We start from the raw sequence: 23846 nt of genomic DNA on the forward strand, positions 1-23846 counted from the left end.
TGCGCTAATCCTTCTTAAACAGAATACGGCCCGCCCATCCCGTGAAGACCGCCAGGAACACCGCAAACAAGCCGTAGTAAAAACTGTATTTATGGGCAGCATCGTAGATGCTCTGTTCGACACCAGCCTTCACAATTTCAAGACTTGCATTAGCTTCGCGCAGGAAAACACCGTTCCGGAATAGAAGCGCCCGCGCCCGGTGACGTCCGACCGGTACATTTGCGGAGAGGTTGAGCGTTGCGCGAAACAATGTACGGGAGAGAAACTCAACCCCGCCCACACGCTGGCTATAGAGCCCCTGGCGCATTTTCATCGCGCGCAACTCGTCGCCGAACTTGGGAATGTTGCCTGAAAGGCTCGCCGGGTCTTCTGGTCTGAGATAAAAATTACGTACGCCAACTGACAACTGGCGGTAGAGCCTGTCATCTGCGATGTCTTGGAGATTGCGCGTGGAAGCAAGTGAATAAGACAGTGGCACGCCGAGGAAGGTTTCGGAATCTGCGTTAATCCAGACACCGAGGTAACGTTGTTTCTTGCGAACAACCAAATCGCGCGAAGGTCCCTGCAGGACAACAATAATGTCGTAGCGACCCTGTCGTTGGATTAATGGATCAGCATTATCAAGCGCGCCGAAAATGGTCAGGTCTGTGCCGCCGAAGTTGGAGGTTATCGCGATCGTTTCGGTCGAAAGGCCTATCTCGATGGTTTCTTCTGAGGGGTTTTGAAGCTGCGGAACGCTATTTCCGTCTCCGCCAGAGTTAATTTGTGCAGTTGCGTTTGCTGAAGCAAATCCAAGCAAAATTGCGGCTGTGAGCGTGAGTTTCCTCATGTCATATATCCGCAATGGAGATCGAGAACAAATTGTCTGGTCGCACGAAAAGGCCAAAAGCGAGGCGCAGGCCGACCGCCAATACCAGCAAAGCAAGCAATAGTCGCAGCTGTTCGCCACGAAGTTTCCGTCCAGCGCGCGCACCATATTGTGCACCGATTACCCCACCAAGCATCAGCAGGAAAGCAAGCACGATATCGATGGATTGGTTGGTCGTTGCCTGCATGACCGTGGTAAAAGCAGTCACGAAAGTGATCTGAAAAAGCGATGTGCCGACAACGACATTGGTTGGCACATGCAGCAGATAGATCAGCGCAGGCACCATGATGAACCCGCCACCCACACCCATCACCGATGACAGTAAGCCGATAAAGAAACCAATGCCAAGCACTGGAATGATGCTGACATAGATGGTTGATGCGCGGAACCGCATCTTAAATGGCAGCTTATGTATCCACGTATGCTGGCCCGGACGCCGTATCGCACCTGCCTGGCCCTTTTTCACACGGCGCAAAGCACGTACGCTTTCGATGAGCATCAATCCTCCGACCGTGCCAAGAAAGAAGACGTAGAGGATCGAAACAATAAGATCGAGCTGACCCAGATCGCGCAGCCATGAGAATACGAAGATACCGAGTAGCGACCCGACGATGCCGCCAGCGACCAGAAACAATCCGAGCTTGATATCAAGCGTTCGTCTTTTGAAGTGTGCCAGCGCGCCAGAGACCGAAGAAGCGATCACCTGATTGGCGCCAGTGGCAACAGCGATGGCCGGAGGGATGTTATAAAAGATCAAGAGCGGTGTGATGAGGAAGCCGCCGCCAACCCCAAACAGTCCCGAAAGAAAGCCAACAGCAGCGCCCATGCCGAGAAGAACCAGCATGTTGACCGACAATTCCGCAATGGGAAGATAAATACCCAATTCCGAACCCGGTGTTCACAACGCACTACAACCAGCCCTTTTGCGGTTGCGCTTTGCCGCAAGGCCCGTTTAAATTCTGCTAGACTATGCCGTGATTAAGTTTGATCAGGTCATGGCTCTAACAGCTTGATTTACCGCGCATCTGGATCAAGATCCGACTTACTTATTTTGAAATGCGCTTCAAATGGTCTTGCTCTTTCAAAGCGGGGAAGTCAAACGCCGATTGAGATTAGAGTTACTTTGACAAATGATGTGAGACGAAAATGGCACATTATTGTTTGCGAACAACAATGTTGTCACCAGACTTGCCACAAATGTTTCACATGAGGCCAATGAGGTTAGGTAATCGGCGACCCTTGGTACTTTACGAGAATGCTCAAACAGTGATCAATTCGGGTTGCCATCATTGTAGTGGGTGACCGATAGATTTGGACCTCCTCAGCATGGCTTCGACATGCGGTATAGAAAAGGCGTGCATAAGAGTTATAAGACCTGCGTAATCGTTACTTGGCGGAGACCATAAAAAATGCGCCAGGAAATTATCCTGACGCGTTGGTGCAAGTGACGCGATTTCGCGCGCAATTTACTTGTTCTTCTCAAGGAGCAACTGAACAAGTTGCTGGTTCACTTCTCCTGTCGGCTCCTGGCCATTTGCCTTTTGAATCTCAGCAATGGCATTGCGGGTTTTGTTTCCCATTACGCCATCGGCACTACCCACATCATATCCACTCTTCTGAAGGATGAGCTGAATGTTACGAACTGCCTTTTTCATATCGACGGGAGCTTGAGCGACTGGTTCGCTATCCGACCAGTTTTGCGGAATGGTGAGCGCGTTGGCAGCCTCATTTATTGGCTTGGCTTTCCAGAGTTCGACTGAGCCCTTCGCACGTTCAAGCTGATCCGGCTTAAGAGCTGCACCAATCTGATCGCGCTTGTCGGCCGCATCCTTGTCGCCAGACTTGGCAGCAAGTGCAAACCACTTATAGCTTTCTTCCAGATTAACCGGCGTCCCAAGACCCTGAGCTGCGAGAATACCAAGATTGTATTGGCTATCCTTCACACCGAGTTCTGCTGCTTCGTTAAACCAACGAACGGCAGACGTATTTTCAGGTTTGCCGTTGGCACCGGAGGCAAAAAGGACGGCGAGGTTATGCATCGCATTTGCGTTGCCCTGTTTTGCCGCCTTTTGATACCAGTCGATTGCCTTGTTGAGATCGCGGGGCATACCAAGCCCCTTCTCATTCATGTTGCCCATGCGGTAAAGTGCAGGTGCGAAATCTTTGCGAGCTGATTGCTCATACCACTTTGCAGCTTCAGCATAGTCTTCGTTAACGCCGCGGCCTTCCATGTACCGATTGCCGATTTCAAACAATGCGCGGGCATCTCCCGTCATTGCTGCTTCGCGCAAGGGGGCTGGGCCAGCGGCGTCAGGCACATCGATTGCTGGTGCTTCTGCTTCCTGTGCAGGTGCGGTATCGGAGATAGTCTCTTCGTGCGGCTCAATCGCAGGCTGCGGAGCCGTCAGGCTGCTTTGCTGCTGTGGCTTAGAAATTGCGGTTTCAGGCACCACAACTTCAGGCATTGGTTGCATTACAGGCGCCGGTGTCTCAGTTTTTGCGGGTGCGATTGAAGCTGTTGTGCCCTTGTCGATTGCCGGTGTCTCAGTCTTTGCCGATAACTCTGTCTGCGAGATTTCCTCATAGATTCTGGGGCCAAGCTGCAGGCCGGCGATGGCAAGCAGGATTGCGCCCATTCCCAGCAATATAGGCTTGCGCTGACGGTTGAAGAGACTGCTGATCGCCCCCTTCTTTCTGTCGGTATCGCTTTCCTGCTGTGCTTCAAGTTTGCTGGATTCTTCGGCCGCTTGCTGAGCCGCACGACGAGCCACGCTGATCAAATCCGCCTTTCGGCTGATTTCTGTCTTGGCTGTGTCCTGCAGGTTTCGCTCTTCACGAACACGCTTCATAATCGTGTTCAGATCAAGCACGCTGTCATTGTCGGGCTGCACGGAGTCAAGCGAAGCGCTGAGTTCTGGTTCCTGGCGTGCTTTTGGCGTAAGCTTTGCAAGCTTTTCGCTTGCCGCGGGCGCATTGATTTCCGGGCTGGCTGGCTTGTCTACCTTCTCTACTGACGCCGATGGGAAAGACTGTGGCGCCGCTGAAAACGGATTATTAAACGGCTTTGTCTTGGTCGCTGCTGGCTGAGGAAGAGGGGGTTGAGTTTCGATCTGTTGCTCCAGATTGGAGAGGCGATCAACGACTTTAACCAGCGTTTCATGGACAGCTTCAAAAGTCTTACCGTTACGCTCATCGGCATTGCGGGCAAGCGCTTCGAGTGATTTTATATCATTGGCAAGTTGCGCGGCGATAGCCGTGTCATTCTGAGAGCCATGCTTGAGCACATGTGCAACGGCTGTTTCTGCCGCTTCGCGTGCTGCATCAAGAACGGTTTCACGATTCTCAGCAATGGAGCGCTCAATAGAATCCAGACGCGGCTTCAATTCGGCCAGTTCGGCCGAAGGCTTGTTGAGCTGGCGCGCAATATTTGCAATCTGGTTTTCCAGACCACGAATGGCCTCGCGCTCAGCATGCGCAACCTCCTCAGTCTGTGGGGTCTGAAGGAGGCTCAACGAAATTTGCTGCGAGATGTCGTCAAGACGACCTTCAATCGCATGAAGCATACCGCCTTCGGCATAATGGCTCGCGTATTGCGCATCAAGCCGCTTGGTCAATTCCTTGAAGCGATTGTCGATCTTATCAACAACAGCTGGATTTGATTCATGCGCGTGCTTTTCTGCTGCTGCCAGCTTCTGATCGATAGCGGACAGACGGGATTCAATGCGGTGATAATCCGGTTGGCTCACATTCTCCATAACTTTGCCGACCTGATGGGCAAGAAGGTTGACCTGCTGTGCGAGCTGATCAATTGCCTGATCTGGTAACTTCGATCCCTCGCTCAGTGCATCGATGCGCTGCGAGAGTTCTCCAAGGCGGCGAAACAGTGTGTCCGCATTCTGTTCTGCGACCGAACTGTCCAGTTGATGCGTCAGTTCGCTCAGGTGTTGTTCGATACGCTCAAGGCGCAATGCTCCTTCTTGATCTGAATGCGGATGACGATTGGCAGCGATTACAGCCCGGCTTATCTCATCAAGACGGCTGTCGATCTGGCGCAATGTATTGTTTTCCGGCCGCGGCGCGCGTTGCTCTTCGCGCATTTCAGCGAAACGGGTAGCGAGAGGCTGGGAGGAAGGGGCATCGTATCGTTCAGTCTGGTTCTGCTGATCTGTCAGACGACGCAAATGCTCTGCAATCTCAGCAAGGCCAGTGATGTGTTTTTCAGCCTTTGGCTCAGGCGAGCGTGATCGAGGGGCATCGTTTCCAATATGACCGAGACGTTTTTCCAGTTCCGCCAAAGTGTTGTGCAATTCGTTCATGGCGCTCGACTTAGGCGCGATAGGTGTATGCCGCTCGCGCAAGGCGTTAAGTTCATCGATGATAGAACGTGAACCGGATGCCTGGTGATTGTTTGCCATGTGAAATCACTTTTCCAAAAATAGAAACAGCCGAGAGCCGAATTCACCAATGAGTCGAAGCCATATTTGCTGAGGCTATATTCTTACGAACGTGGTAAACAAGTTATTAAAATCTATTATCAATTGCATAAAATCAGCCTCCTGTGGGGAGGCTGCGATTGTTTTAAGTCGCAGAAAAATAGGGATTATCCTGTGACAGGGCCGGTGCGCGGGCGCAAAGTAAGTGCAAGTGCCAGAAACAGCAGGCAGGCAAGCGTGACGAAGACTGGCAGCCCGTGTGTCAGATATTGCTGCGCGATGCCCGCAAAGAGCGGACCGATCAGTGCGCCGACGCCCCACATGAGGCCCATACAGGCATAAATGCCGACAAGCTGCGCGCCTTTGAACTGACTGCCAACAACGCTTAGCATAATTGTGTAAATGCCGACGAATGCCCCGCCCCACACAAACAGCAACGTATAGGTGAGCCATGGTAAGGTGAGGGCCCATGGCCAGATCGCGGCCCCCAAAGCAGACAAGCCTGCAAGGATGATGAGAAGTGTCTGGCGGCTCATGCGGTCGCCCAGAAAGCCGATTGGAATCTGCAGTACAATCGCGCCGAACATCATCACCGACATAAGCTGTGTCGCCTGATTTTCGCTCCAGCCAAGATCAACTGCATAAAGGGGAAGAAACGACAATCCAGCCGATTCAATTGCTGCATTGAGTACTGTGGCTGCAAGCGCGACCGGTGCAAGTGCCAGATAATGCAGCGGGCTTCCGTGTGGCTTGTCGGTAATCGGAGGCGCATTAACCTTTGGGTTGGCAATCAATAGCGCCGCAAGAAGGGCAAGGACTGAACCAACGAGATAAGGGAGGAAACCATTTGAGCCCACTATCGAGAGAATGAGCGGTCCAAGGGCAAAGCCAAGCGACAATGCCGCTGTATAGATACCCATAGTCTTCGAGCGGTTCTCATCTGTGCTTAGCGAGTTGAGCCAGGTTTCAGAAACCACGAACAGGGTTTCAGATGCTGCACCCAACAGAATACGCAGAGGAAACCACAGCCAGATCAACGGAACTGCGGGAAATAGACCGAGCAGGACTGCGGCTGCAGCAAGCGCGACAATCACCAGCGACCGCATTCCAAGCCATGCGCTCAATCGCGGCAATAGGAATGCCATGCACAGTACGCCGACGGCGTGCATGGCCGCGTTGGCGCCAATGATTGCTTCGCTGAAGCCCATTTCATCGAGATCAAGGGCAATCAGTGCAGCGCTGAGGCTGTAGGTCAGCCCGAAGATCATCGCAGTGCTGGTGACTGCAGTGCGAGAGAGCATAACGTTGGAAGGAGCGTGTTCTGTGGTCACTGTGATGATCCGGACGAGCTTGATACAGAAATTACTTAGATATCAAGAAAAGTGGGAACTCAACTACTTAGGCAAAATCTTTCAGCATCATCATGTATATTGTTTAAGCACTCGCTCTTGCGCTAAGGCTTATGTGTATTTTCAGAGGAGATAAATGTGAGCCAGCTAGCCTATACAACTGTGGCCCGCCGCCCATCGGTGGAGGAATATTTGTATCTTCGTGCAGTGGCGAGCCTTAGTCCTTTTACCGAAGCTGCCGCTGCTAAAGGGCTTGAAGGCACGGTATTTTCAGTGGTTGTTTTGCACGCAGGCTCTGCAATTGGAATGGGCCGGCTGATCGGGGACGGCGGCTGCTTTTTTCAGGTGGTTGATATCGCAGTTGAGCCCCAACATCAGGGGCGTGGCTTGGGCAAAATCATCATGAGCGCCATCATGAACTATGTTAATACTGAACTTCCGCCCTCTGCCTATGTAAGCCTGATCGCTGATGTGCCCGCGAATAAGCTTTATGAGCAATTCGGCTTTAATGAAACTGCGCCACGATCCCTGGGAATGGCTTATCGCGTGAACTCCGGGCGGTAATCGTCTGTTTGCTGACCAAGGGAGTGGTCCGAAAACAACATGATTGTTTGATCCTTTTCAATCGTTTATGCCTCACTTATTCGGAGGCTGTCATGAAATCTTTATTCACGTCTGCATTTGTATCGGTTTTGGTTCTCGCATCCAGCTCGGCCTATGCTCTGGATGCTCAGAAAGATTGCTCCACATTGAAGCATGTCATCAAAGAATCGAAAATAAACTTCAAGAATGTCGCAGCCGATGCGTCTCCCCAGGATGTGGATGTTTATCCATCAAAGGTCAGATTAACAGGCAGCAATTCTTGCCGCGTTGTTCTGCGGACGAGTGTATCTTCGGTCAGTTGGTCGTGCGTGGTTGAAGATACGAGCGTGAAAGCGGTTGCAGCATTCGTTTCGAAATGCGTGGGCAAGCGTGAAACGCCTGATCCGGCTTATCAGAGGTCTGGCGCTAAAATCTTCCGTCTAAAGCCTCAGTTCCCTGCCGAGATAATTGTCTCTGAATTGAATAGCGGTAATATTGCTTTGCAAGTTAAGTCTCTTCAAAAGAAGTAGCGTCGGCGGGCCGTGCGAACCGACGCTCAGGTTTTTCGCGTTCAGAGCTGCATTGATGCTTGTCGTGACGTCGCAAGGAATCCGGCGGCAAAATCGATAGTTTCTTCACCGCTTTTCAAGCCGAGATGAAAGCTTTTCAGAATTCCCGTTTTGCCGATCCGGACGGGATGAACCGAGGGTCGTTGCTTCTTGCCGCACCAGCCAGTTTGGAATGGCGCTGACGCCACGGTCTGCCGCAACAAGTTGGAGCATCATTTTCGTTGTATCGATATTTTGATGCTGCGGCGGTCGGCAATTGGCTGATACAAGAAATTGCGTAAAGACATCAAGCCATTCGGGTGGCACGTGATAAGTGAATAAGGTCTCTTGCAGCAAGTTGACGGGCTCAGGGTTGCCCAGGCGCGATAGAGGGTGACCGTCAGGAAAGGCAAGCTCGAGCTCGTAATCGAACGCTGGCACATCACGGGTGCCTGGCGCCTCAATCGGATCTGGCGTGATCAAAATATCGATTTCGTATCCCCAATGCTGCAATGCCGCGCGATGCAAACGACGCCGTTACTTTCTGATCAACATCCGGCCAGTCGACCAGGAATGGTTTTGTTACACCCATGAGCCATTGATAGCAGGGCTGACATTTCATCCCAATCCTCAGGAAGCCTCGCCGCCCGCAGCTATTGTCCGATTAAATATCCTCCGCCCTCCCAATCGGCGACAGAGGGCGATGTCCGGGCGTCAAAACATAGTGTCCGGCCTCACTGAGGCGAAGATTGCGGCCATCCTTCTCCCGCATGACTACGACATTGCATTTTTCCAGCTTACGGATTGTGTGATTGAGCGCCAATTGTGTCACATGAAGCTTTTCCGCCGCCGTTAGGCTTTGCATGCGTTCAACTTCGCGTAGGATTGACAGATATTGACTGTGCAGCAGGGCTATTTCCGCCCTCAATCATCTGTAGTTTTCACCAGCACGAAGGCAACGGTTCTGGACCAAGACTAGGCGCCCAACTTGGCAGAACAATTACAATAAATGGCCCCTCACAGCGGAAGGGTAAACCGATAACGAGACTAAAATTCTCTGAAAAAACATGGTGCACGAATAAGTGTATTTTTTGACGTTTACGGAAACGTCAAAGTGCGCTAGTTTCGCATCAGAATTGGAGTCTCGTCATCAATTTCGAAGCAGCGAGACTTTCAAAAGTGGCAAAAATGGCTGGTTTTTTGAATTTTTAACCCCATTTCTGTTGCGAACGGCACGATGTCACGCATTTAGCTTTCCCTGTGACAATCATGCTGAATGCATATCTTACTCGGAAGGGAAGCCGTCCGGGTATCAAGATATGCGGAAGAATAAAACTAAAGCGCCCGGCGCTTTAGACGCAGGTGGGAGCCTGCTCCGCTTCATGCGGAGCCGAGCGGGTAATTGATTTGGAGGATTTCGATGCCGAGCTATCGCGCGCCAGTTGAGGATACAAATTTCGTTCTCAATGACGTTTTGAATTATCAGCGTTACAACAATCTGCCGGGCTTTGCCGATGCATCGCCCGATGTCGTCGATGCGATCCTGTCCGAAGGCGCGAAGCTTGCCGAAGGCACGCTGTTTCCGGTCAATCATACCGGTGATCAGGAGGGCTGCGCCCGCGCATCCGATGGTTCTGTGAAGACGCCAAAGGGTTTCAAGGCAGCTTATGACCAGTATCGTGAGGGCGGCTGGCTTGGTCTTGCCGTGCCTGAGCAATATGGCGGGCAGGGTCTTCCTTATCTCCTTCATACGGCGGTTGGCGAATATATGTCGTCTGCCAATATGGCGCTCACCATGTATCCGGGTCTGACACAGGGCGCGATTGCAGCGATCCTGACCCACGGAACGGATGAGCAGAAAAACACTTATCTGCCAAAGATGGTGGAAGGCACCTGGACTGGCACGATGAATTTGACTGAGCCGCATTGTGGCACCGATCTGGGCTTGCTGCGTTCGAGTGCAGCACCGCAGGGTGATGGATCCTATAAGATTTCTGGCCAAAAGATTTTCATCTCGGCCGGCGAACATGACATGTCGGAAAACATTATCCATCTGGTGCTGGCTCGTATCGACGGCGCACCGGAAGGCGTCAAAGGCATTTCGCTTTTCATCGTGCCAAAGTTCATCCTGGATGCAGATGGCAATCCGGGCGAGCGCAATGGCGTGTCGTGTGGCTCCATTGAAGAGAAGATGGGCATCCATGGCAATGCAACTTGCGTAATGAACTATGATGACGCGACCGGTTTCTTGATTGGTGAGGCACACAAAGGCCTGCGTGCCATGTTCACCATGATGAATGAGGCGCGTCTTGGCGTGGCTTTGCAGGGACTGTCGATCGCGGAAACTGCTTATCAGAATGCCGCGATCTATGCGCGCGAGCGCATTCAGGGCAGAGCACTTTCGGGTGCGCAAGCGCCTGACAAGAAGGCTGATCCGATCATCGTGCATCCGGATATCCGCCGCAATCTGATGAATATCCGCGCTTTCAACGAAGCCGGTCGAGCGCTTATTTTGTGGACGGCGCTGAACTCCGATATTGCCCATCGTTCTGGTGATGAAGCAGAGCGTCAGGCGGCAGACGATCTTGTTGGCCTGCTTACACCCGTGTTGAAGGGAGTTCTGACCGACAAGGGTTTTGAACATGCTGTCATGGCGCAACAGGTGTTCGGCGGTCACGGCTATATCGAAGAACATGGCATGAGCCAGTATGTGCGCGATGCACGCATCGCCATGATCTATGAAGGTGCCAACGGCATTCAAGCGCTTGATCTGGTTGGCCGCAAGCTGGCTCTGAATGGTGGCCGTGCGATCACTGCTTTCTTCAAGGAAGTTGGTGAATTTTGCGAAACCAACCGCGAAAATGAAAAGCTCTCATTCTTCACCAAGCATCTGAAGAAGGGTGTCAACGATCTTCAGGCCGCAACTATGTGGCTGATGCAGAATGCGATGGCAAAACCAGATAATGCGGGTGCAGCATCAAACGATTATATGCATCTGTTTGGTCTGGTAGCGCTTGGTTACATGTGGGCACGTATGGCGAAGGTTGCCGAAGAAAAGCTGGCATCGGGCGAAGGCAACAAGGCTTATCTTGAAGCAAAGCTTGTCACCGCTCGCTATTATTTCGAGCGGATCATGCCGGAAAGTGTTGCCCATCTCGCGCGCATCCAGTCGGGTGCAGACAGCATGATGGCACTTAACGCAGACTCTTTTTGAGTTAGAGATCAGGCTAAGTTTTCGAACTTAGCGGGAAGGAGCAAAAATGGCTGAGGCTTATATTTACGATCACGTCCGCACCCCACGCGGACGTGGCAAGAAAGACGGTAGCCTGCATGAAGTGCCTGCCGTTCGTCTGGGCGCGAAGGTTCTGGAATCCTTGCGCGACCGCAACGGCATCGACACGGCTAAGGTCGATGACATTATTTTCGGCTGCGTGGATCCTGTCGGCGAAGCGGGTGCTGTCATTCCGCGCTCATCGGCTTTTGAAGCAGGCTACGACTTCAAGGCTCCAGGGATGCAGATTTCACGTTTCTGCGCATCTGGTCTTGATGCCATCAATCTGGCTGCTGCAAAGGTCGCCTTTGGTGCGGACGATCTGGTGATTGCCGGTGGCGTTGAAAGCATGTCCCGCGTCGGCATGGGCATGTCGGGCGGTGCCTGGTACATGGACCCATCGGTCGGTTTTCCGGGCTTTTTCATGCCACAGGGCGTCTCTGCCGATCTGATTGCAACAAAATACGGCTTCTCGCGCGATGACGTGGATGCCTATGCAGTAGAAAGCCAGAAGCGCGCCGCCAAATCCTGGGAAAAGGGGTACTTCAAGAATTCCGTCATTCCGATCAAAGATCAGAACGGCCTCACCATTCTCGACCATGACGAGCATATGCGCCCAGGCACTGATATGCAGGCGCTCGGTCAGCTTAACCCATCCTTCGTGATGCCCGGAGAAATGGGCGGCTTCAATGCTGTTGGCATTCAGGCCCATCCAGAAGTCGAAACCATCAATCACGTTCATCATGCCGGTAACTCATCTGGTATCGTTGATGGTGCAGCAGGCGTTCTGGTTGGCTCGAAGAAGGCTGGTAAAGCTTTCAATATCAAGCCCCGCGCGCGTATCCGTGCTTTTGCCAATATTGGTTCTGAACCAGCGCTTATGCTGACAGGTCCGGTTGATGTGACGGAAAAGCTGCTCAAACAGGCAAAGATGAAGCTCTCGGACATTGATTTGTTTGAGTTGAACGAAGCCTTCGCTGCAGTGGTTCTGCGATACATGCAGGCTTTTGACATTCCGCACGACAAGATCAATGTCAATGGCGGCGCGATTGCGCTTGGCCACCCGCTGGGGGCAACTGGTGCGATGATTCTCGGCACGGTGCTGGATGAACTTGAACGCCGCGATCTCAACACTGCATTGGTCACTTTGTGCATCGGTGCTGGCATGGGTACGGCAACGATCATCGAGCGCGTGTAAGGGGAGGTTTGACACAATGGCTTATGTAAATTTCAAAGTTGAAACCGACGTCGATGGCATTGCGCTTGTCACATGGGACATGCCGGAAAAATCGATGAATGTGTTTACCGTCGATGCGATGCAGGAATTGAACGCGATTATCGACGCGACGACTGCTGACGAGAATGTCAAAGGTGTCGTGATCACTTCGGGCAAAGACACGTTCTCCGGCGGTGCAGACCTGACCATGCTCGAAGGCCTGTTCAAGGAATTCCAGAAGCAAAAGGCAAAGGATAAGCAGGCTGCGGTGCAGTCACTGTTCGACAATGTAGGTCGTATGGGTGGGCTGTTTCGAAAGCTTGAGACCTCCGGCAAGCCATGGGTTTCGGCAATCAATGGCACCTGTATGGGTGGCGCGTTTGAAATGTCGCTTGCTTGCCATGCCCGTGTTGCATCTGATGCCCCGGGCGTGAAGATGGGTCTACCGGAAGTGAAAGTCGGCCTGTTTCCGGGTGCTGGCGGCACACAGCGCGTTCCGCGCCTTGCCAATCAGCAGGACGCTTTGCAGATGATGACGACTGGCTCAAGCCTGACGGCGCAGCGCGCCAAGGGGATGGGACTTGTTACTGAAGTAGTACCTGCCAAGAAGCTCGTTGAAGCCGCAAAGAAGCTCATCAAGGGCGGTCTCAAGCCGGTTCAGCCTTGGGATGAAAAGGGCTTCAAGCTGCCGGGCGGCGCGATCTATTCGGCCGCTGGTGCAAATCTTTGGCCTGCTGCAACGGCTATTCTCCGCCGGGAAACCTCAGGCAATTATCCGGCGGCACTCGCTATTCTGAAGTCTGTTTATGAAGGCCTTTTGGTGCCGTTCGATACGGGGCTTAAGATCGAGCAGCGCTATTTCACCGAGATCCTCCAGACAACCGAAGCGGGCATGATGATCCGCTCGCTATTCGTCTCGCTACAGGAGTTGAACAAGGGTGCGCGTCGTCCTGTCGATGAAAAGCCAAACAAACTTAAGAAAATCGGCGTCATTGGCGCAGGTTTCATGGGAGCAGGTATTGCCTATGTGACAGCCAAGGCTGGCATTCCGGTGGTGCTGATCGATCGCGATCAGGAATCTGCCGACAAGGGCAAGGCGCATACGGCTGACCTTATTACCAAGGAAATGCAGAAGGGCCGTGCGACGGAAGCCGACAAGGAAAAGCTCTTGTCACTCATCACGGCAACGCCTGATTATGCACTGCTTGAAGGTGCCGATCTGGTGATTGAAGCCGTGTTTGAGGATCGTGAAGTTAAACGCATCGCGACTGAAAAGGCTGAGGAAGTGTTGAAAACTTCTGCAGTCTTTGCGTCTAATACCTCAACCCTGCCAATCACTGGCCTTGCGAAAGTCTCCAAGCGTCCGAAGAACTTCATCGGCATTCACTTCTTCTCGCCGGTCGACAAGATGATGCTGGTGGAAGTGATCCTGGGCAAAAAGACATCCGATAAGGCATTGGCTGTAGCCCTTGATTATGTTCGTGCGATCAAGAAGACGCCGATTGTTGTCAATGACACACGCGGTTTCTACGTCAATCGCTGCGTGCTGCGCTATATGTCGGAAGCCTACAACATGCTCGTTGAAGGTGTGCCTGCTGCAATGATCGAAAATGCTGCCCGAATGGCCGGTATGCCGGTTGGTCCGCTTGCTCTCAATGATGAGACTGCAATCGACCTCTCGCAGAAGATCCTCAAGGCAACGCTTGCAGATCTTGGTGAAAAGGCTGTCGATCCGCGCCATGTGGAACTGGTGGACAAGCTCGTTAACGAGTTCGACCGCAAGGGCCGCAAGAATGGCAAGGGCTTCTACGAATACCCAGCCAAACCTGCCAAGAAGCATCTCTGGGCCGGTCTGAAAGATCTCTATCCACAGCAGAATCCGGATAAAATTGACGTGAAGGAGCTGAAAGAACGCTTCCTCGTGACAATCGCTTTGGAAGCTGCGCGCGTGATGGAAGAAGGCATTGTAACTGATCCGCGTGAAGCCGATGTCGGCTCCATTCTAGCCTTTGGTTTCGCTCCTTATACTGGCGGTACGCTTTCCTACATCGATGGCATGGGAGCGAAGAAATTCGTCAAGCTCGCTAAAGAGTTGCAGCGCAAATACGGTCAGCAATTCAAGGCGCCGAAGTTGCTTGTCGATATGGCAGAAAATGGCGAGAGCTTTTATCAGCGCTTCAATCCCTATAAGGGCGAAGCGAAAAAGGCAGCATAAATTTTTATCGTAAGCTATTAGAGAACGCGCGGCTTTGATGTCGCGCGTTTTTTTCGTTAATAAGAACATTTTCCCTGCAAGCATGCACATCTTGCGGAAAATCTCGCTTTCAGCTAGGATTTTGTGGAGTATGGATTGGATAATTAGGTTTAAAATCCTCTTTTGTGGGTTAAGGCAATGTTTTCTCATGATAGCGTGTGGGCTGCGATTGATGCCTTGGCGGAACGCAATTCTTTAAGTGCGTCTGGTCTTGCGCGCCGTGCAGGACTTGATCCGACTACCTTCAACAAGTCCAAGCGTTATGCCTCTGATGGACGCGCACGCTGGCCGTCGACAGAGTCTTTGGCCAAAGTTATGGAAGCAACCGGCGCGTCACTGGATGAATTTACTCGGCTCATTCGCGGTGATGTCTCGACACCCGGTGGCGGCTATTTGCACGAGCCGAGTGCTATTCCGCTGCTTGGCATGGCAGAAGCAGGTGGAGGTGGCTATTTCGATGATGCTGGTTTCCCTGCAGGTCAGGGCTGGGATGTCGTCCAGTTTCCGGCTGCGCCCACCGATAATGTTTATGCGCTGGAAATTTCTGGCGACTCCATGTTGCCGCTTTACCGTGATGGCGATACGCTGATTGTAGCACCCAATGCATCGGTTCGCCGCGGCGACCGCGTGGTTGTTCGTACCAAAGACGGAGAGGTTATGGCTAAAATCCTGCATCGCCAGACACCACGTACGATTGAACTTCACTCGTTCAATCCAGAATTCCCAAACCGTTCCTTTGAGACCAAGGATGTCGAGTGGATCGCCCGTATTTTGTGGGCGAGTCAATAATGGCAAAACAGCAGACAAAGAGCCATGCACGCATTGTTTTTGGTGTTTTTGCGGGCATAACCGGGGCCATTCTTGTGGCCGCATTTGTCGCGCCGTTTTATGGCGCGCTTGATCGGCCAGTCACTGTTGTCGAAAGCGACGACGGTCAAAGCAAATCGGACGCGGGTTCGGGCAATGGAATTGTTGTCGAGCAGTTCGACTATAACGAGCCTGATAAGGATACAGAAGCAGATAATCCTGCGGCGCCAGAGACACCAGCTCAAGAAGCTGCGCCAAACACGAGTGAGCAGAACTCTATCAGTCAGACCGGTCAAAGCGGATCGCAGCAGGATGGACTAGAGCGCGAACCTGCGCGCCCACCTCTGAGTGATCTGGGGCTAGCCTCAACACCAAAACCATCGGAGCCGCCAGCACCTGCCACACCGGTAGATGAGGGCGAGCCGATGCAACTTTTGCAGCGTCCTGTTGCGATTGCTGCGGGTAAGCTCGAGAGTCAGGGCCGAACCGTAGATCTGCAGGGTATAGAACCAATGCCGATTGAACAAACCTGTCAGTCGCCATCTGGCGAAAGCTGGCTTTGTGGCATGCAGGCTCGCACGGCGTTTCGTCAATGGTTGCGGGCTCGCGCAGTCATGTGCCGATTGCCGCAAAACGACAGCGGCGCTGCTGTTTCAACGCAGTGCAGCGTTGGCAGTGAAGATCCCGCACAATGGTTGGTTGCCAATGGATGGGCGAAAGCTGTTGCGGGTGGTGCCTATCAGGAAGCAGGGCAAAAAGCCGAAGATAGTCATTTGGGTATCTTCGGGAACAAGCCTGACGCATCTCTTCAAAGTCTGGCACCTGATGATGGTGGAGCATTGGAGAATCCTTCTCCGCTCGCACCACAGACCGAACCAGTGCCGGGGTCGCCGTCGCTCCAGCAAGGCGAGTTTCCTCCGGCCCCTTCGGCGCCCGCTCCCGCAAACTGAGTTAAAGCATTTCCAGCAAAAGTGCGAAGCGATTTTGCGTCAGATAATGCGTAAAAACAATCAGTTACCGCGGTACTAACGATTAATCTTTACTGCAACCGCTGTAAATTTGGAAAGCCGGTTTTATAAACAGACCGACTTTCCTTTGCCCGAAATCTGCAGTCAGCTTATGTCCCGACCACGGCTTTCTGATCTTGTCTCAAAGGTCTGTTGAGTGGGATCGTGATCACCACGAGACATGAAATGACAAGGACGACGCCAAACCAACCCATTAATGGCAAGCGCTCGCCTACGATAATAATGGCTAATATCGCAGCGACTACTGGCTCGATCAGCGTGATTGTTGTCGCCATGCTGGCTGGAATGCGTGCGAGACCGATCCCAAAGCAGACGTAACCAAGAAACATTGGCACAATAGCCATATAGATGCCGACTGCTGCATTGTTCCATGAAGTCAGAAACGGGCTGCCAGCCGCGATTAAGACCGGCATAAGCAATAATCCGCCAAATCCGAATGTAGCGCCCATGGCGACAGATGACCGAACTCCATTGAGCATCATGCGGCGCGCGGTCCATGAATAAAGCGCATATGTGAGACCACCGAGAAGTCCCAGACAAATACCCGTAATAACAGAGCCATTTGTTTCGATAGATGCGTGCTCTCTACCTTCTGCAACCGTAATCAATACGATCCCGGCGAGCCCAATCAGCGCGCCAATCAGCCATTGGCGCGAGAGCTGCGCGCGGTCGAAAAAATACTCGATGAGTGCAGAAAGCAGTGGCGCCGAGCCGATGGTGACGACCGTTCCGATTGTGACACCCGCCATCCGCATGGAGGCATAAAAGGCCAATGGGTAAACTGCGACAGCAAACCCGCCTAAAACGAGAAGTCCCCACTGCCTTTTCAGCAGTGACAAGCTTCGCACGATCCCCCGGCCGGCGAGTAGAGCTTGTAACAAGCCTCCGATCCCCATGGCTGCGGCACCGATAGCAACTGCGCTGACTTCGGGCGCGAAAGTGGCAGCAGTGCCGGTGGTTCCCCAAACTACGGATGAGAAGAGAACGGCAGACACGCCAATTGTGTAATCTCGAGACGAATTGCTCACAATGCCTCCAGCATATCAGAGACGATTTCACGGGCGTCGTGAACGCAGCCGCTATCACCTTCGAGACCTGCCCTTGAGATTGATCCCTCAAGCAGAAAAGACGTATGTCTTGCGAGAGTAGTGGCACGAATGGGGGAGGCGGGCAGCAGTTCTCTAAAATGCGAGGCAAGTATCGCCTCAACTTCCCTTTTGTGGTGTTTGACTGCTTGCCGCCCAATATCGTCAGCGGGTAGTTCTGCTGCAGCATTGAGCAAGCCGCAGCCACGAAAGCCGCGTTCATATTCATGCTCGGCATGGTCCTGATAGGCGTCAAAAACGGCAAGAACTCTATCTTTAGCCGTTGCCGCATGTTCCAGCCGTGCGTGATAAAGGCCTAACCACTCGGCATGGCGTGCTTCGAGATACTGGTTTACCAGATCAGCTTTCGAGGCAAAGTTGTTGTAAAGGCTCTTCTTTGCCACCCCCGCTCTTTCAACAATTGCATCGATGCCGGTGCCACCGACACCATTATTATAAAAAAGAACAGCAGCGGCTTTGAGCAGCTTAGCGCGCGCATTTTCCGGCGGAGTTTTTTCAATGCTCATGGTTTTGCCTCGTTAGTAGGTAGGTCGTACTACCTACTAACGAGGCTTGAGTCAACGGAGTTGATTTTGACCAAACGCAAACCCGTCGAGCGCCATTCGCATTTCATTTGTTGAAAGTGGACCGCCATGGCCTTCTGTTTCCATGATGCGCAACCGGCTTGCCGACCATGATTTATGAAGGTTCCAAGCAGTGATTGCCGGTCCACTGAAATCTCTGCGTCCGCAAATCAGGATCACCGGAATATTCTCAATCCGGGCCATATTCGCCAGAATTTCAGACCCATTGCGAAGGAAGCCATCATTGGCCCAGTAATGCGTAACCAGCGTTGCGAAGGCGAGGCCTTGCAGATCATCGAAACGGCTTTCGATTGGCGTCCAATTAGGATCAAGCGCGATATGCGTCGATTCCCAGGCGTTCCAATCCTCCGCGGCCTGCAAACGCTCTTCTAAACTGCCATTGGCAAGCCGCCTCGCATAGGCTTCAACTACCCGCTGACATTCGCACCTTTTAGAGGCTTTCTCGAACTTTTCCCATTCTTCCCGAAAATGACTCCCAACGCCTTCTGTGATCCAGTTCACTTCCTTACGGCTCGTGGTTGTGACGGCAACCAGTGCCAGTTCAGTGACGCGGTCGGGATGCGCTTGCGCGTAGGCGAGCGCAAGTGTCGCCCCCATGATGAGCCGGCGACTAGCCACGCATTGATGCGAAGATGACTTCGGATAGCTTCGATATCTCCAATCAGCGTCTGGGTCTTATAGAGAAGAAGGTGGTCGAGATTATTAATCACAGCGGACGACTGCGCCCGCAACCGCGTTGGTCGATGCCGATGATAAGGTATTTTGCTGGATCAAAGCGTTGCCGATAGCTGCCCGTGCGCAAACCGCTGCTCGGTCCGCCATGAAGATAAAGCGCTGGCTTACCTTGAGGATTGCCCGACGCCTCCCAATAGATTTTGTTGCCGTTTGATACCGGCAGCAAGCCTTTCAAGAAGGGTTCACATTGAGGATAGATCATTTCTGCTCCCCCTCTAAACCGAGCATAAAAAAGCCTCACTCGGTGCAATTCCGGGCGAGGCTTCTCATAAAAATATCAAGAGCTTATGACAATGTGCCAGCAAGAGCCTTCTGGATGAGTGCGCGGGTTTCATCGACGCCGTAAAGGGCAACGAACGAGCCAAAGCGCGGGCCGCGTTCCTGACCGATCAGCACTTCATAGAGCATCTGGAAGAAGGACACCGACACGCCGGGGCCGCCTTCAGGGCTCTTTTTGGTATGATCTTGATAACGCTCGATCGCACGGGCAACGTCTAGAATGGCATTCTGGATGTCGGTGCCATCGCTACCTAAAGGAAGCGTTGCAAGCTTGGCGTCAAGGCCTTCGAGTGCTGCGCGTTCCACATCATCAGGGGTACGGAACTGTTTGGTCGGCTTGACGAAATCGTTGAAGTAGCGGATCGCATAGCCGACGAGCGCGTCGAGTTCCGGATTGTTTTCCGGCGTAACACCCGGAACATGGCGCGAGATGAAGCCCCAGAGAACGCTTGGGTTTTCTGCATTGGAGGCGCTCACCAGATTAAGCATCAGCGCGAACGTAACCGGCAGCTCAACCTTTGGCGGGTTGCCGTAATGGATATGCCAGACTGGATTGTTCAGACGGTCTTTCCATTCCTGGCGGTTATAAGCCGAGAGATAAGTGAAGTATTCGTCCACGGCCTTAGGAATCACGTCGAAATAAAGCTTCTTCGCAGTCTTTGGCTTCTGGAAGTTGTAAAGCGCAAGGCTTTCAGTTGGCGCATAGGCCAGCCACTCGTCGATCGCAATACCATTGCCCTTCGACTTCGAAATCTTTTGGCCGATCTGGTCGAGGAAGAGTTCGTAGACGAAATGCTCTGGCGCACGACCACCTAGAATTTCGCAAATGCGGTCATAAATACCCGCATTGGTCTGGTGATCCTTGCCGAACATTTCGAAATCGACGCCCAGCGCTGCCCAGCGCATACCGAAATCGGGCTTCCACTGCAGCTTCACATTGCCACCGGTAACGGAGAGCGTGGTTTCAACGCCATCTTCATCGTCAAAAGTGATGGTGCCAGCCTTGGCATCCACGCTTTTCATGGGCACGTAAAGCACGCGACCAGACTTTGGCGAGATAGGCAGGAACGGGCTGTAGGTTGCTTGGCGCTCTTCTCCAAGGGTTGGTAGCATCACCTTCATGATGTCGTCATAGCGCTCGACCGCTTTCAGCAGCACTGCATCAAACTTGCCGGACTTGTAGTACTCGGTCGCACTTGCAAATTCGTAATCGAAGCCGAAAGTATCAAGAAAGCGGCAGAGCATTGCGTTATTATGTTCGGCAAAGCTCTTGTATTCGCCGCCAAACGGGTTTGGCACAGCAGACAGCGGTAACTGCAGATATGGTTCCAGTGCTGCCTTGTCTGGTACATTGTCCGGAATCTTGCGCATACCATCAAGATCGTCCGAGAAGCAGATAAGACGCGTCTTGACCGTATCGCCAGTCAGAACGCGAAACGCATTGCGCACCATCGAAGTGCGCGCGACTTCGCCGAATGTACCAATATGTGGCAGGCCCGATGGGCCGTAGCCAGTTTCAAATATCACGGTTTCAGGGAAACCGGTCTTCTCATAGCGCTTGAGGATTTTCTTTGCCTCTTCAAAGGGCCACGATTTCGCTTCCGCAGCCGCCGCGGTCAGTTCCGGGGTCAGCGTAATCTCGGGAAGACGGTGCGAAGTCATGATTTTATCCTGATGTCCTGTGAAGGGCTTTATGTGTTGAAATCTTTTACACTCAAGCGTGTCATTGCTCTATGGCGCGGTGGAACCCACACGTCAATCTTTGCCGCTACAATTCCGACCGAATTTCCTTGCGCAAGTCTGACAGGCTCCCTAATTTTCTTGGAAACTAGCCGAAACTATGATTCCGATGAGACGATGCAGGAGCATTCGATGAAAAATATTTCGCCGCAGGACGCGCTCGTTTACATCATGGTGACGACATCTGCCGCTGACACCACAATGACCGATGCTGAGCTCGAATCCATCAGTAATGTGGTTTCTCGCCTACCGGTATTCCAGGGTTTTGATGCAGCACGTCTGCCAAAGCTCGCCAGCGATTGCTACGGGCTTCTTGCATTCGATGATGGACTGGAGCGCATTCTCGATCTTGCGCATGATGCAATGCCGGAAAAGCTTTATGATACAGCTTATGCCCTTGCGGTTGAAGTGGCGGCGGCTGACCTGCATGTCGAGCAGGAAGAGCTTGAGTTTCTTCAGATGCTGCGTGACCGCTGGGCACTGGATGAGCTCACCGTCGCAGCTATTGAACGCAGTGCGCGAGTGCGTTTCCGCAAGCTTTGAATAAGTAATAACTTCAAATGGAAAACGGGCGGGGTAAATCCCGCCCGCTTCATGAGATGGTTCGACTTAGCAGACGACTGGCACGCGTCGTGCCTTGCGCCACTCAAGCGCTGTGCGCATCAAATGGGCAGCTTCAGCAAATGTGGCATTGTCTTTCCAGCGTTCCGAACGGATGAGGTTTGACGGAACAATATCCCTCAAGGCTTCCAGCGTATGACGAGGGACCGTATCGGTGCAGCGCCACAGGCGACGGAAAACGACGCTGATACGCGTGACCTTACCATTGATTGCTACGACTGGTTCGGCCGTTTCAAGGTTCCAGTCTTCATAAGCATCCACTGCGTCCTGAAATGCGTGATGCAAATAGATCGGTGCATGACCGTCATGAAGTGGGGGCAGCAAACTAGACATTTCTGTTTCCTCTCTTCCAATGGTGGTTCAGCTACAGGCACTTACGGAACTTCAGAGCGCTTTAAACCGTCTTTTGTGCACAAACATCGCTCTGATACTCATAAACAGGACTCCGCAAATGCGGTTCAAAAGAGCTGATCTCAACTCTTCAACTATGTGCCGCATCAACTTCTCCTCACGAAATGCGACAACACATAATTAACCATGATCTATGCAAGTGAGGGTGTTTGGCAAGGAGAAATTTTCCTTAAAAAACTCCAAAAGGGAAAATCAGTTCCCCTCCATTAGACCGTCTGCGCTGCATTTGAGTGATGTTTAGTTCGGCTTTCAAGCGCGCTTGAAATTGAAGTTCATTCAAGAAAAAGAAACAGTTTTCGATATTTATTGCCACTGTGACAGGATTTACCCTGCAATTCGTCCAGGCCCGGTGTAGACAAATGCACAGGGAATTGGATTTCAGAGGCGGGATATGGCTCGGTTTATTTCTTCACGCAGGGCATTTCTGGTTGGTTCAACAACGCTTGCAGCTTTACCGATGCTACCCCGTTGGGGGTGGGCTGAAGGTGGGGTGCAAAAAGGCGGGCGACTGGTTGTGGCGGCAGATTCTGAGCCACGTAACCTCAACCCTGCAATTGTTGCATCCAACGGCGTTTTCTTTGTTGCGAGCAAGGTGATTGAGCCTTTGGCAGAAGCTTCCTTCGACGGTGAAAACGGTCTGGAACCACGGCTTGCAACCAGCTGGAAAGGCGCTGATGACGGTTTGACTGCGACCTTCCATCTGCGAGAGGGCGTTAAATGGCATGATGGTCAGCCGTTCACCTCGGCCGATGTGGCGTTTTCGGCGCTGCAGGTCTGGAAGCCGCTGCAAAATCTTGGCCGCGTGGTGTTCAAGGCGCTTGAGAAGGTCGAAACGCCGGATAATTATACGGCAGTGTTCCATTTTAGCGAACCAACACCGTTTCAGCTCATCCGCAATGCTTTGCCAGCTCTGACGTCAGTACTGCCCAAGCACGTGTTTGACGGCACTGATATTGCTGCCAATCCCGCCAATGAAAAGCTGATCGGCACTGGTCCATTCAAATATGCCGAACACAAGAATGGCGAACATTATCGGCTCGAGAGAAATGGAGATTATTGGGGTGAGGCAGAACCTTATCTCGATGAAATCATCTATCGTGTGCTGCCTGATCGTGCTGCGGCCGCCGGAGCGTTGGAAGCTGAGGAAATTGACCTTGCTGCTTTTTCTGCTGTGCCTTTAGCTGATCTCGACCGCATTTCGAAGGTGCCTGGGATGAATGTCATTTCCAAGGGGTATGAGGCGCTTACCTATCAACTGGTCGTCGAAATCAATCATCGTCGTAAGGAACTGTCTGACCCTAGAGTTCGTCAGGCAATCGCTCATGCGATTGATCGCGATTTCGTCGTGAAGACGATTTTCCTGGGCTATGCCAAACCTTCAACCGGGCCGGTTCCGCAATATGACAGCCAGTTTTATACGAGCGATGTTGCCGCTTATTCTTTCGACGTGGCGAAAGCCAATGCGCTGCTGGATGATGCGGGTTATAAGCGCGGCAAGGACGGCACGCGTTTTGCGCTGAAGCTGCTACCAGCCCCATATTTCAACGAAACCAAGCAGTTTGGTGACTATCTGCGGCAGGCGCTGGCTGAAATTGGCATTGATGCGCGGATCGTCAACAATGATTCAGCAGCACATCAAAAGGCTGTCTATACGGACCACGATTTCGATCTGGCCATTGCACCGACCGTGTACCGTGGCGATCCTGCTATTTCGACGACCATTCTGGTTGAAAGCGGGATTGCAGCAGGCGTGCCGTTCTCTAATCAGGGTGGGTATGCAAATGCGGAATTGGATGCGTTAATCACCAAGGCTGCACATGAAATTGACGAGCAAAAGCGCACCGCTCTTTATCATGAGTTCCAGCAAGTCGTCCAAGCTGATCTGCCGCTTATCAATGTGGCGGAATGGAGCTTTATCACGGTCGCCAATGAGCGCGTTAAAAACGTCTCCAACAATCCGCGCTGGGCAGTTTCAAACTGGGCAGATGTCTTTATTGCGCAGTGACGAAACTCT

The 23846-nt window shown here is 52.4% G+C and carries 21 protein-coding genes; 9 read left to right on the forward strand and 12 right to left on the reverse strand.

What is annotated here, in order from left to right; genetic code table 11:
- Positions 1-4 precede the first annotated feature (4 nt).
- From QSJ70_RS03975 to QSJ70_RS03990, 4 genes are all read right to left on the reverse strand, one after another.
- Entirely contained in the window at positions 5-829 is an 825-nt protein-coding gene (locus QSJ70_RS03975; RefSeq protein WP_215777000.1) for a TIGR02186 family protein, read from the reverse strand.
- 1 nt (position 830) lies between these two features.
- Positions 831-1712 carry a sulfite exporter TauE/SafE family protein gene (locus tag QSJ70_RS03980; RefSeq protein WP_252349120.1) on the reverse strand — a complete coding sequence of 294 codons (882 nt, stop codon included), beginning with the start codon at positions 1710-1712 and terminating at the stop codon, positions 831-833.
- 622 nt (positions 1713-2334) lie between these two features.
- Positions 2335-5283, reverse strand: a complete 2949-nt coding sequence (locus tag QSJ70_RS03985; protein ID WP_285534904.1) for a peptidoglycan-binding protein — start codon at positions 5281-5283, stop codon at positions 2335-2337.
- Positions 5284-5468: 185 nt separating this feature from the next.
- Entirely contained in the window at positions 5469-6602 is a 1134-nt protein-coding gene (locus tag QSJ70_RS03990; protein ID WP_285535096.1) for an MFS transporter, read from the reverse strand.
- Between the two features lie 180 nt (positions 6603-6782).
- On the opposite strand from QSJ70_RS03990, the gene QSJ70_RS03995 reads away from it, so the two are divergent.
- Together QSJ70_RS03995 and QSJ70_RS04000 are read left to right on the forward strand one after the other, a co-directional pair.
- Positions 6783-7214: a GNAT family N-acetyltransferase gene (locus tag QSJ70_RS03995; protein WP_502871662.1), complete on the forward strand. Its 432-nt coding sequence runs from the start codon at positions 6783-6785 to the stop codon at positions 7212-7214.
- Positions 7215-7222: 8 nt separating this feature from the next.
- A complete protein-coding gene (locus tag QSJ70_RS04000) occupies positions 7223-7762 on the forward strand; it encodes a hypothetical protein (RefSeq protein ID WP_252349060.1) in 540 nt (179 codons plus the stop codon).
- A 105-nt stretch (positions 7763-7867) separates the two neighbouring features.
- On the opposite strand, the gene QSJ70_RS04005 is transcribed toward QSJ70_RS04000, so the two are convergent.
- A complete protein-coding gene (locus QSJ70_RS04005) occupies positions 7868-8263 on the reverse strand; it encodes a LysR substrate-binding domain-containing protein (protein ID WP_285534906.1) in 396 nt (131 codons plus the stop codon).
- A gap of 181 nt (positions 8264-8444) precedes the next feature.
- Entirely contained in the window at positions 8445-8645 is a 201-nt protein-coding gene (locus QSJ70_RS04010; protein WP_285534907.1) for a helix-turn-helix domain-containing protein, read from the reverse strand.
- A gap of 555 nt (positions 8646-9200) precedes the next feature.
- Between QSJ70_RS04010 and QSJ70_RS04015 the strand changes: the two genes are divergently transcribed.
- The 5 genes from QSJ70_RS04015 to QSJ70_RS04035 all read left to right on the forward strand — a co-directional run bounded on the left by QSJ70_RS04015 (position 9201) and on the right by QSJ70_RS04035 (position 16278).
- Positions 9201-10994: an acyl-CoA dehydrogenase C-terminal domain-containing protein gene (locus QSJ70_RS04015; protein WP_285534908.1), complete on the forward strand. Its 1794-nt coding sequence runs from the start codon at positions 9201-9203 to the stop codon at positions 10992-10994.
- Positions 10995-11040: 46 nt separating this feature from the next.
- Entirely contained in the window at positions 11041-12249 is a 1209-nt protein-coding gene (locus tag QSJ70_RS04020) for an acetyl-CoA C-acetyltransferase (RefSeq protein WP_285534910.1), read from the forward strand.
- 16 nt (positions 12250-12265) lie between these two features.
- The gene (locus QSJ70_RS04025; RefSeq protein WP_285534912.1) at positions 12266-14482 is read left to right on the forward strand and encodes a 3-hydroxyacyl-CoA dehydrogenase NAD-binding domain-containing protein; all 2217 of its coding nucleotides are present in this window, start codon (positions 12266-12268) and stop codon (positions 14480-14482) included.
- A 177-nt stretch (positions 14483-14659) separates the two neighbouring features.
- On the forward strand, positions 14660-15310 hold the full coding sequence (locus tag QSJ70_RS04030; protein ID WP_215776990.1) for a S24 family peptidase: 651 nt from the start codon (positions 14660-14662) through the stop codon (positions 15308-15310).
- Positions 15310-16278 (forward strand): thermonuclease family protein, encoded by a 969-nt coding sequence (locus QSJ70_RS04035; protein ID WP_215776988.1) that lies wholly within the window; start codon positions 15310-15312, stop codon positions 16276-16278. Before QSJ70_RS04030 ends, QSJ70_RS04035 begins: the two co-directional genes overlap by 1 nt.
- Positions 16279-16445: 167 nt before the next feature.
- Here the strand turns inward: QSJ70_RS04035 and QSJ70_RS04040 are convergent, their stop codons facing one another.
- From QSJ70_RS04040 to QSJ70_RS04060, 5 genes are all read right to left on the reverse strand, one after another.
- Positions 16446-17384 (reverse strand): DMT family transporter, encoded by a 939-nt coding sequence (locus QSJ70_RS04040; RefSeq protein WP_285534914.1) that lies wholly within the window; start codon positions 17382-17384, stop codon positions 16446-16448.
- Positions 17381-17968 carry a TetR/AcrR family transcriptional regulator gene (locus tag QSJ70_RS04045; protein ID WP_285534915.1) on the reverse strand — a complete coding sequence of 196 codons (588 nt, stop codon included), beginning with the start codon at positions 17966-17968 and terminating at the stop codon, positions 17381-17383. The genes QSJ70_RS04040 and QSJ70_RS04045 overlap by 4 nt, the downstream gene beginning before the upstream one ends.
- 51 nt (positions 17969-18019) lie before the next feature.
- Positions 18020-18664: an alpha/beta hydrolase family protein gene (locus QSJ70_RS04050; protein ID WP_285534916.1), complete on the reverse strand. Its 645-nt coding sequence runs from the start codon at positions 18662-18664 to the stop codon at positions 18020-18022.
- An 88-nt stretch (positions 18665-18752) separates the two neighbouring features.
- Positions 18753-18983, reverse strand: a complete 231-nt coding sequence (locus tag QSJ70_RS04055; RefSeq protein WP_285534917.1) for an alpha/beta hydrolase family protein — start codon at positions 18981-18983, stop codon at positions 18753-18755.
- 83 nt (positions 18984-19066) lie between these two features.
- On the reverse strand, positions 19067-20722 hold the full coding sequence (locus QSJ70_RS04060) for a lysine--tRNA ligase (protein ID WP_285534918.1): 1656 nt from the start codon (positions 20720-20722) through the stop codon (positions 19067-19069).
- Positions 20723-20932: 210 nt separating this feature from the next.
- On the opposite strand from QSJ70_RS04060, the gene QSJ70_RS04065 reads away from it, so the two are divergent.
- Positions 20933-21343, forward strand: coding sequence for a tellurite resistance TerB family protein (locus QSJ70_RS04065; protein WP_215776981.1), 411 nt, complete (start codon positions 20933-20935; stop codon positions 21341-21343).
- A gap of 66 nt (positions 21344-21409) precedes the next feature.
- Here the strand turns inward: QSJ70_RS04065 and QSJ70_RS04070 are convergent, their stop codons facing one another.
- A complete protein-coding gene (locus QSJ70_RS04070) occupies positions 21410-21754 on the reverse strand; it encodes a BRA0787 family protein (protein ID WP_215776979.1) in 345 nt (114 codons plus the stop codon).
- A gap of 469 nt (positions 21755-22223) precedes the next feature.
- On the opposite strand from QSJ70_RS04070, the gene QSJ70_RS04075 reads away from it, so the two are divergent.
- Positions 22224-23837, forward strand: a complete 1614-nt coding sequence (locus tag QSJ70_RS04075; protein ID WP_285534921.1) for an ABC transporter substrate-binding protein — start codon at positions 22224-22226, stop codon at positions 23835-23837.
- Positions 23838-23846: the final 9 nt, after the last annotated feature.

This window comes from Brucella sp. NBRC 12950 (assembly GCF_030268145.1).
GTDB lineage: Bacteria > Pseudomonadota > Alphaproteobacteria > Rhizobiales > Rhizobiaceae > Brucella.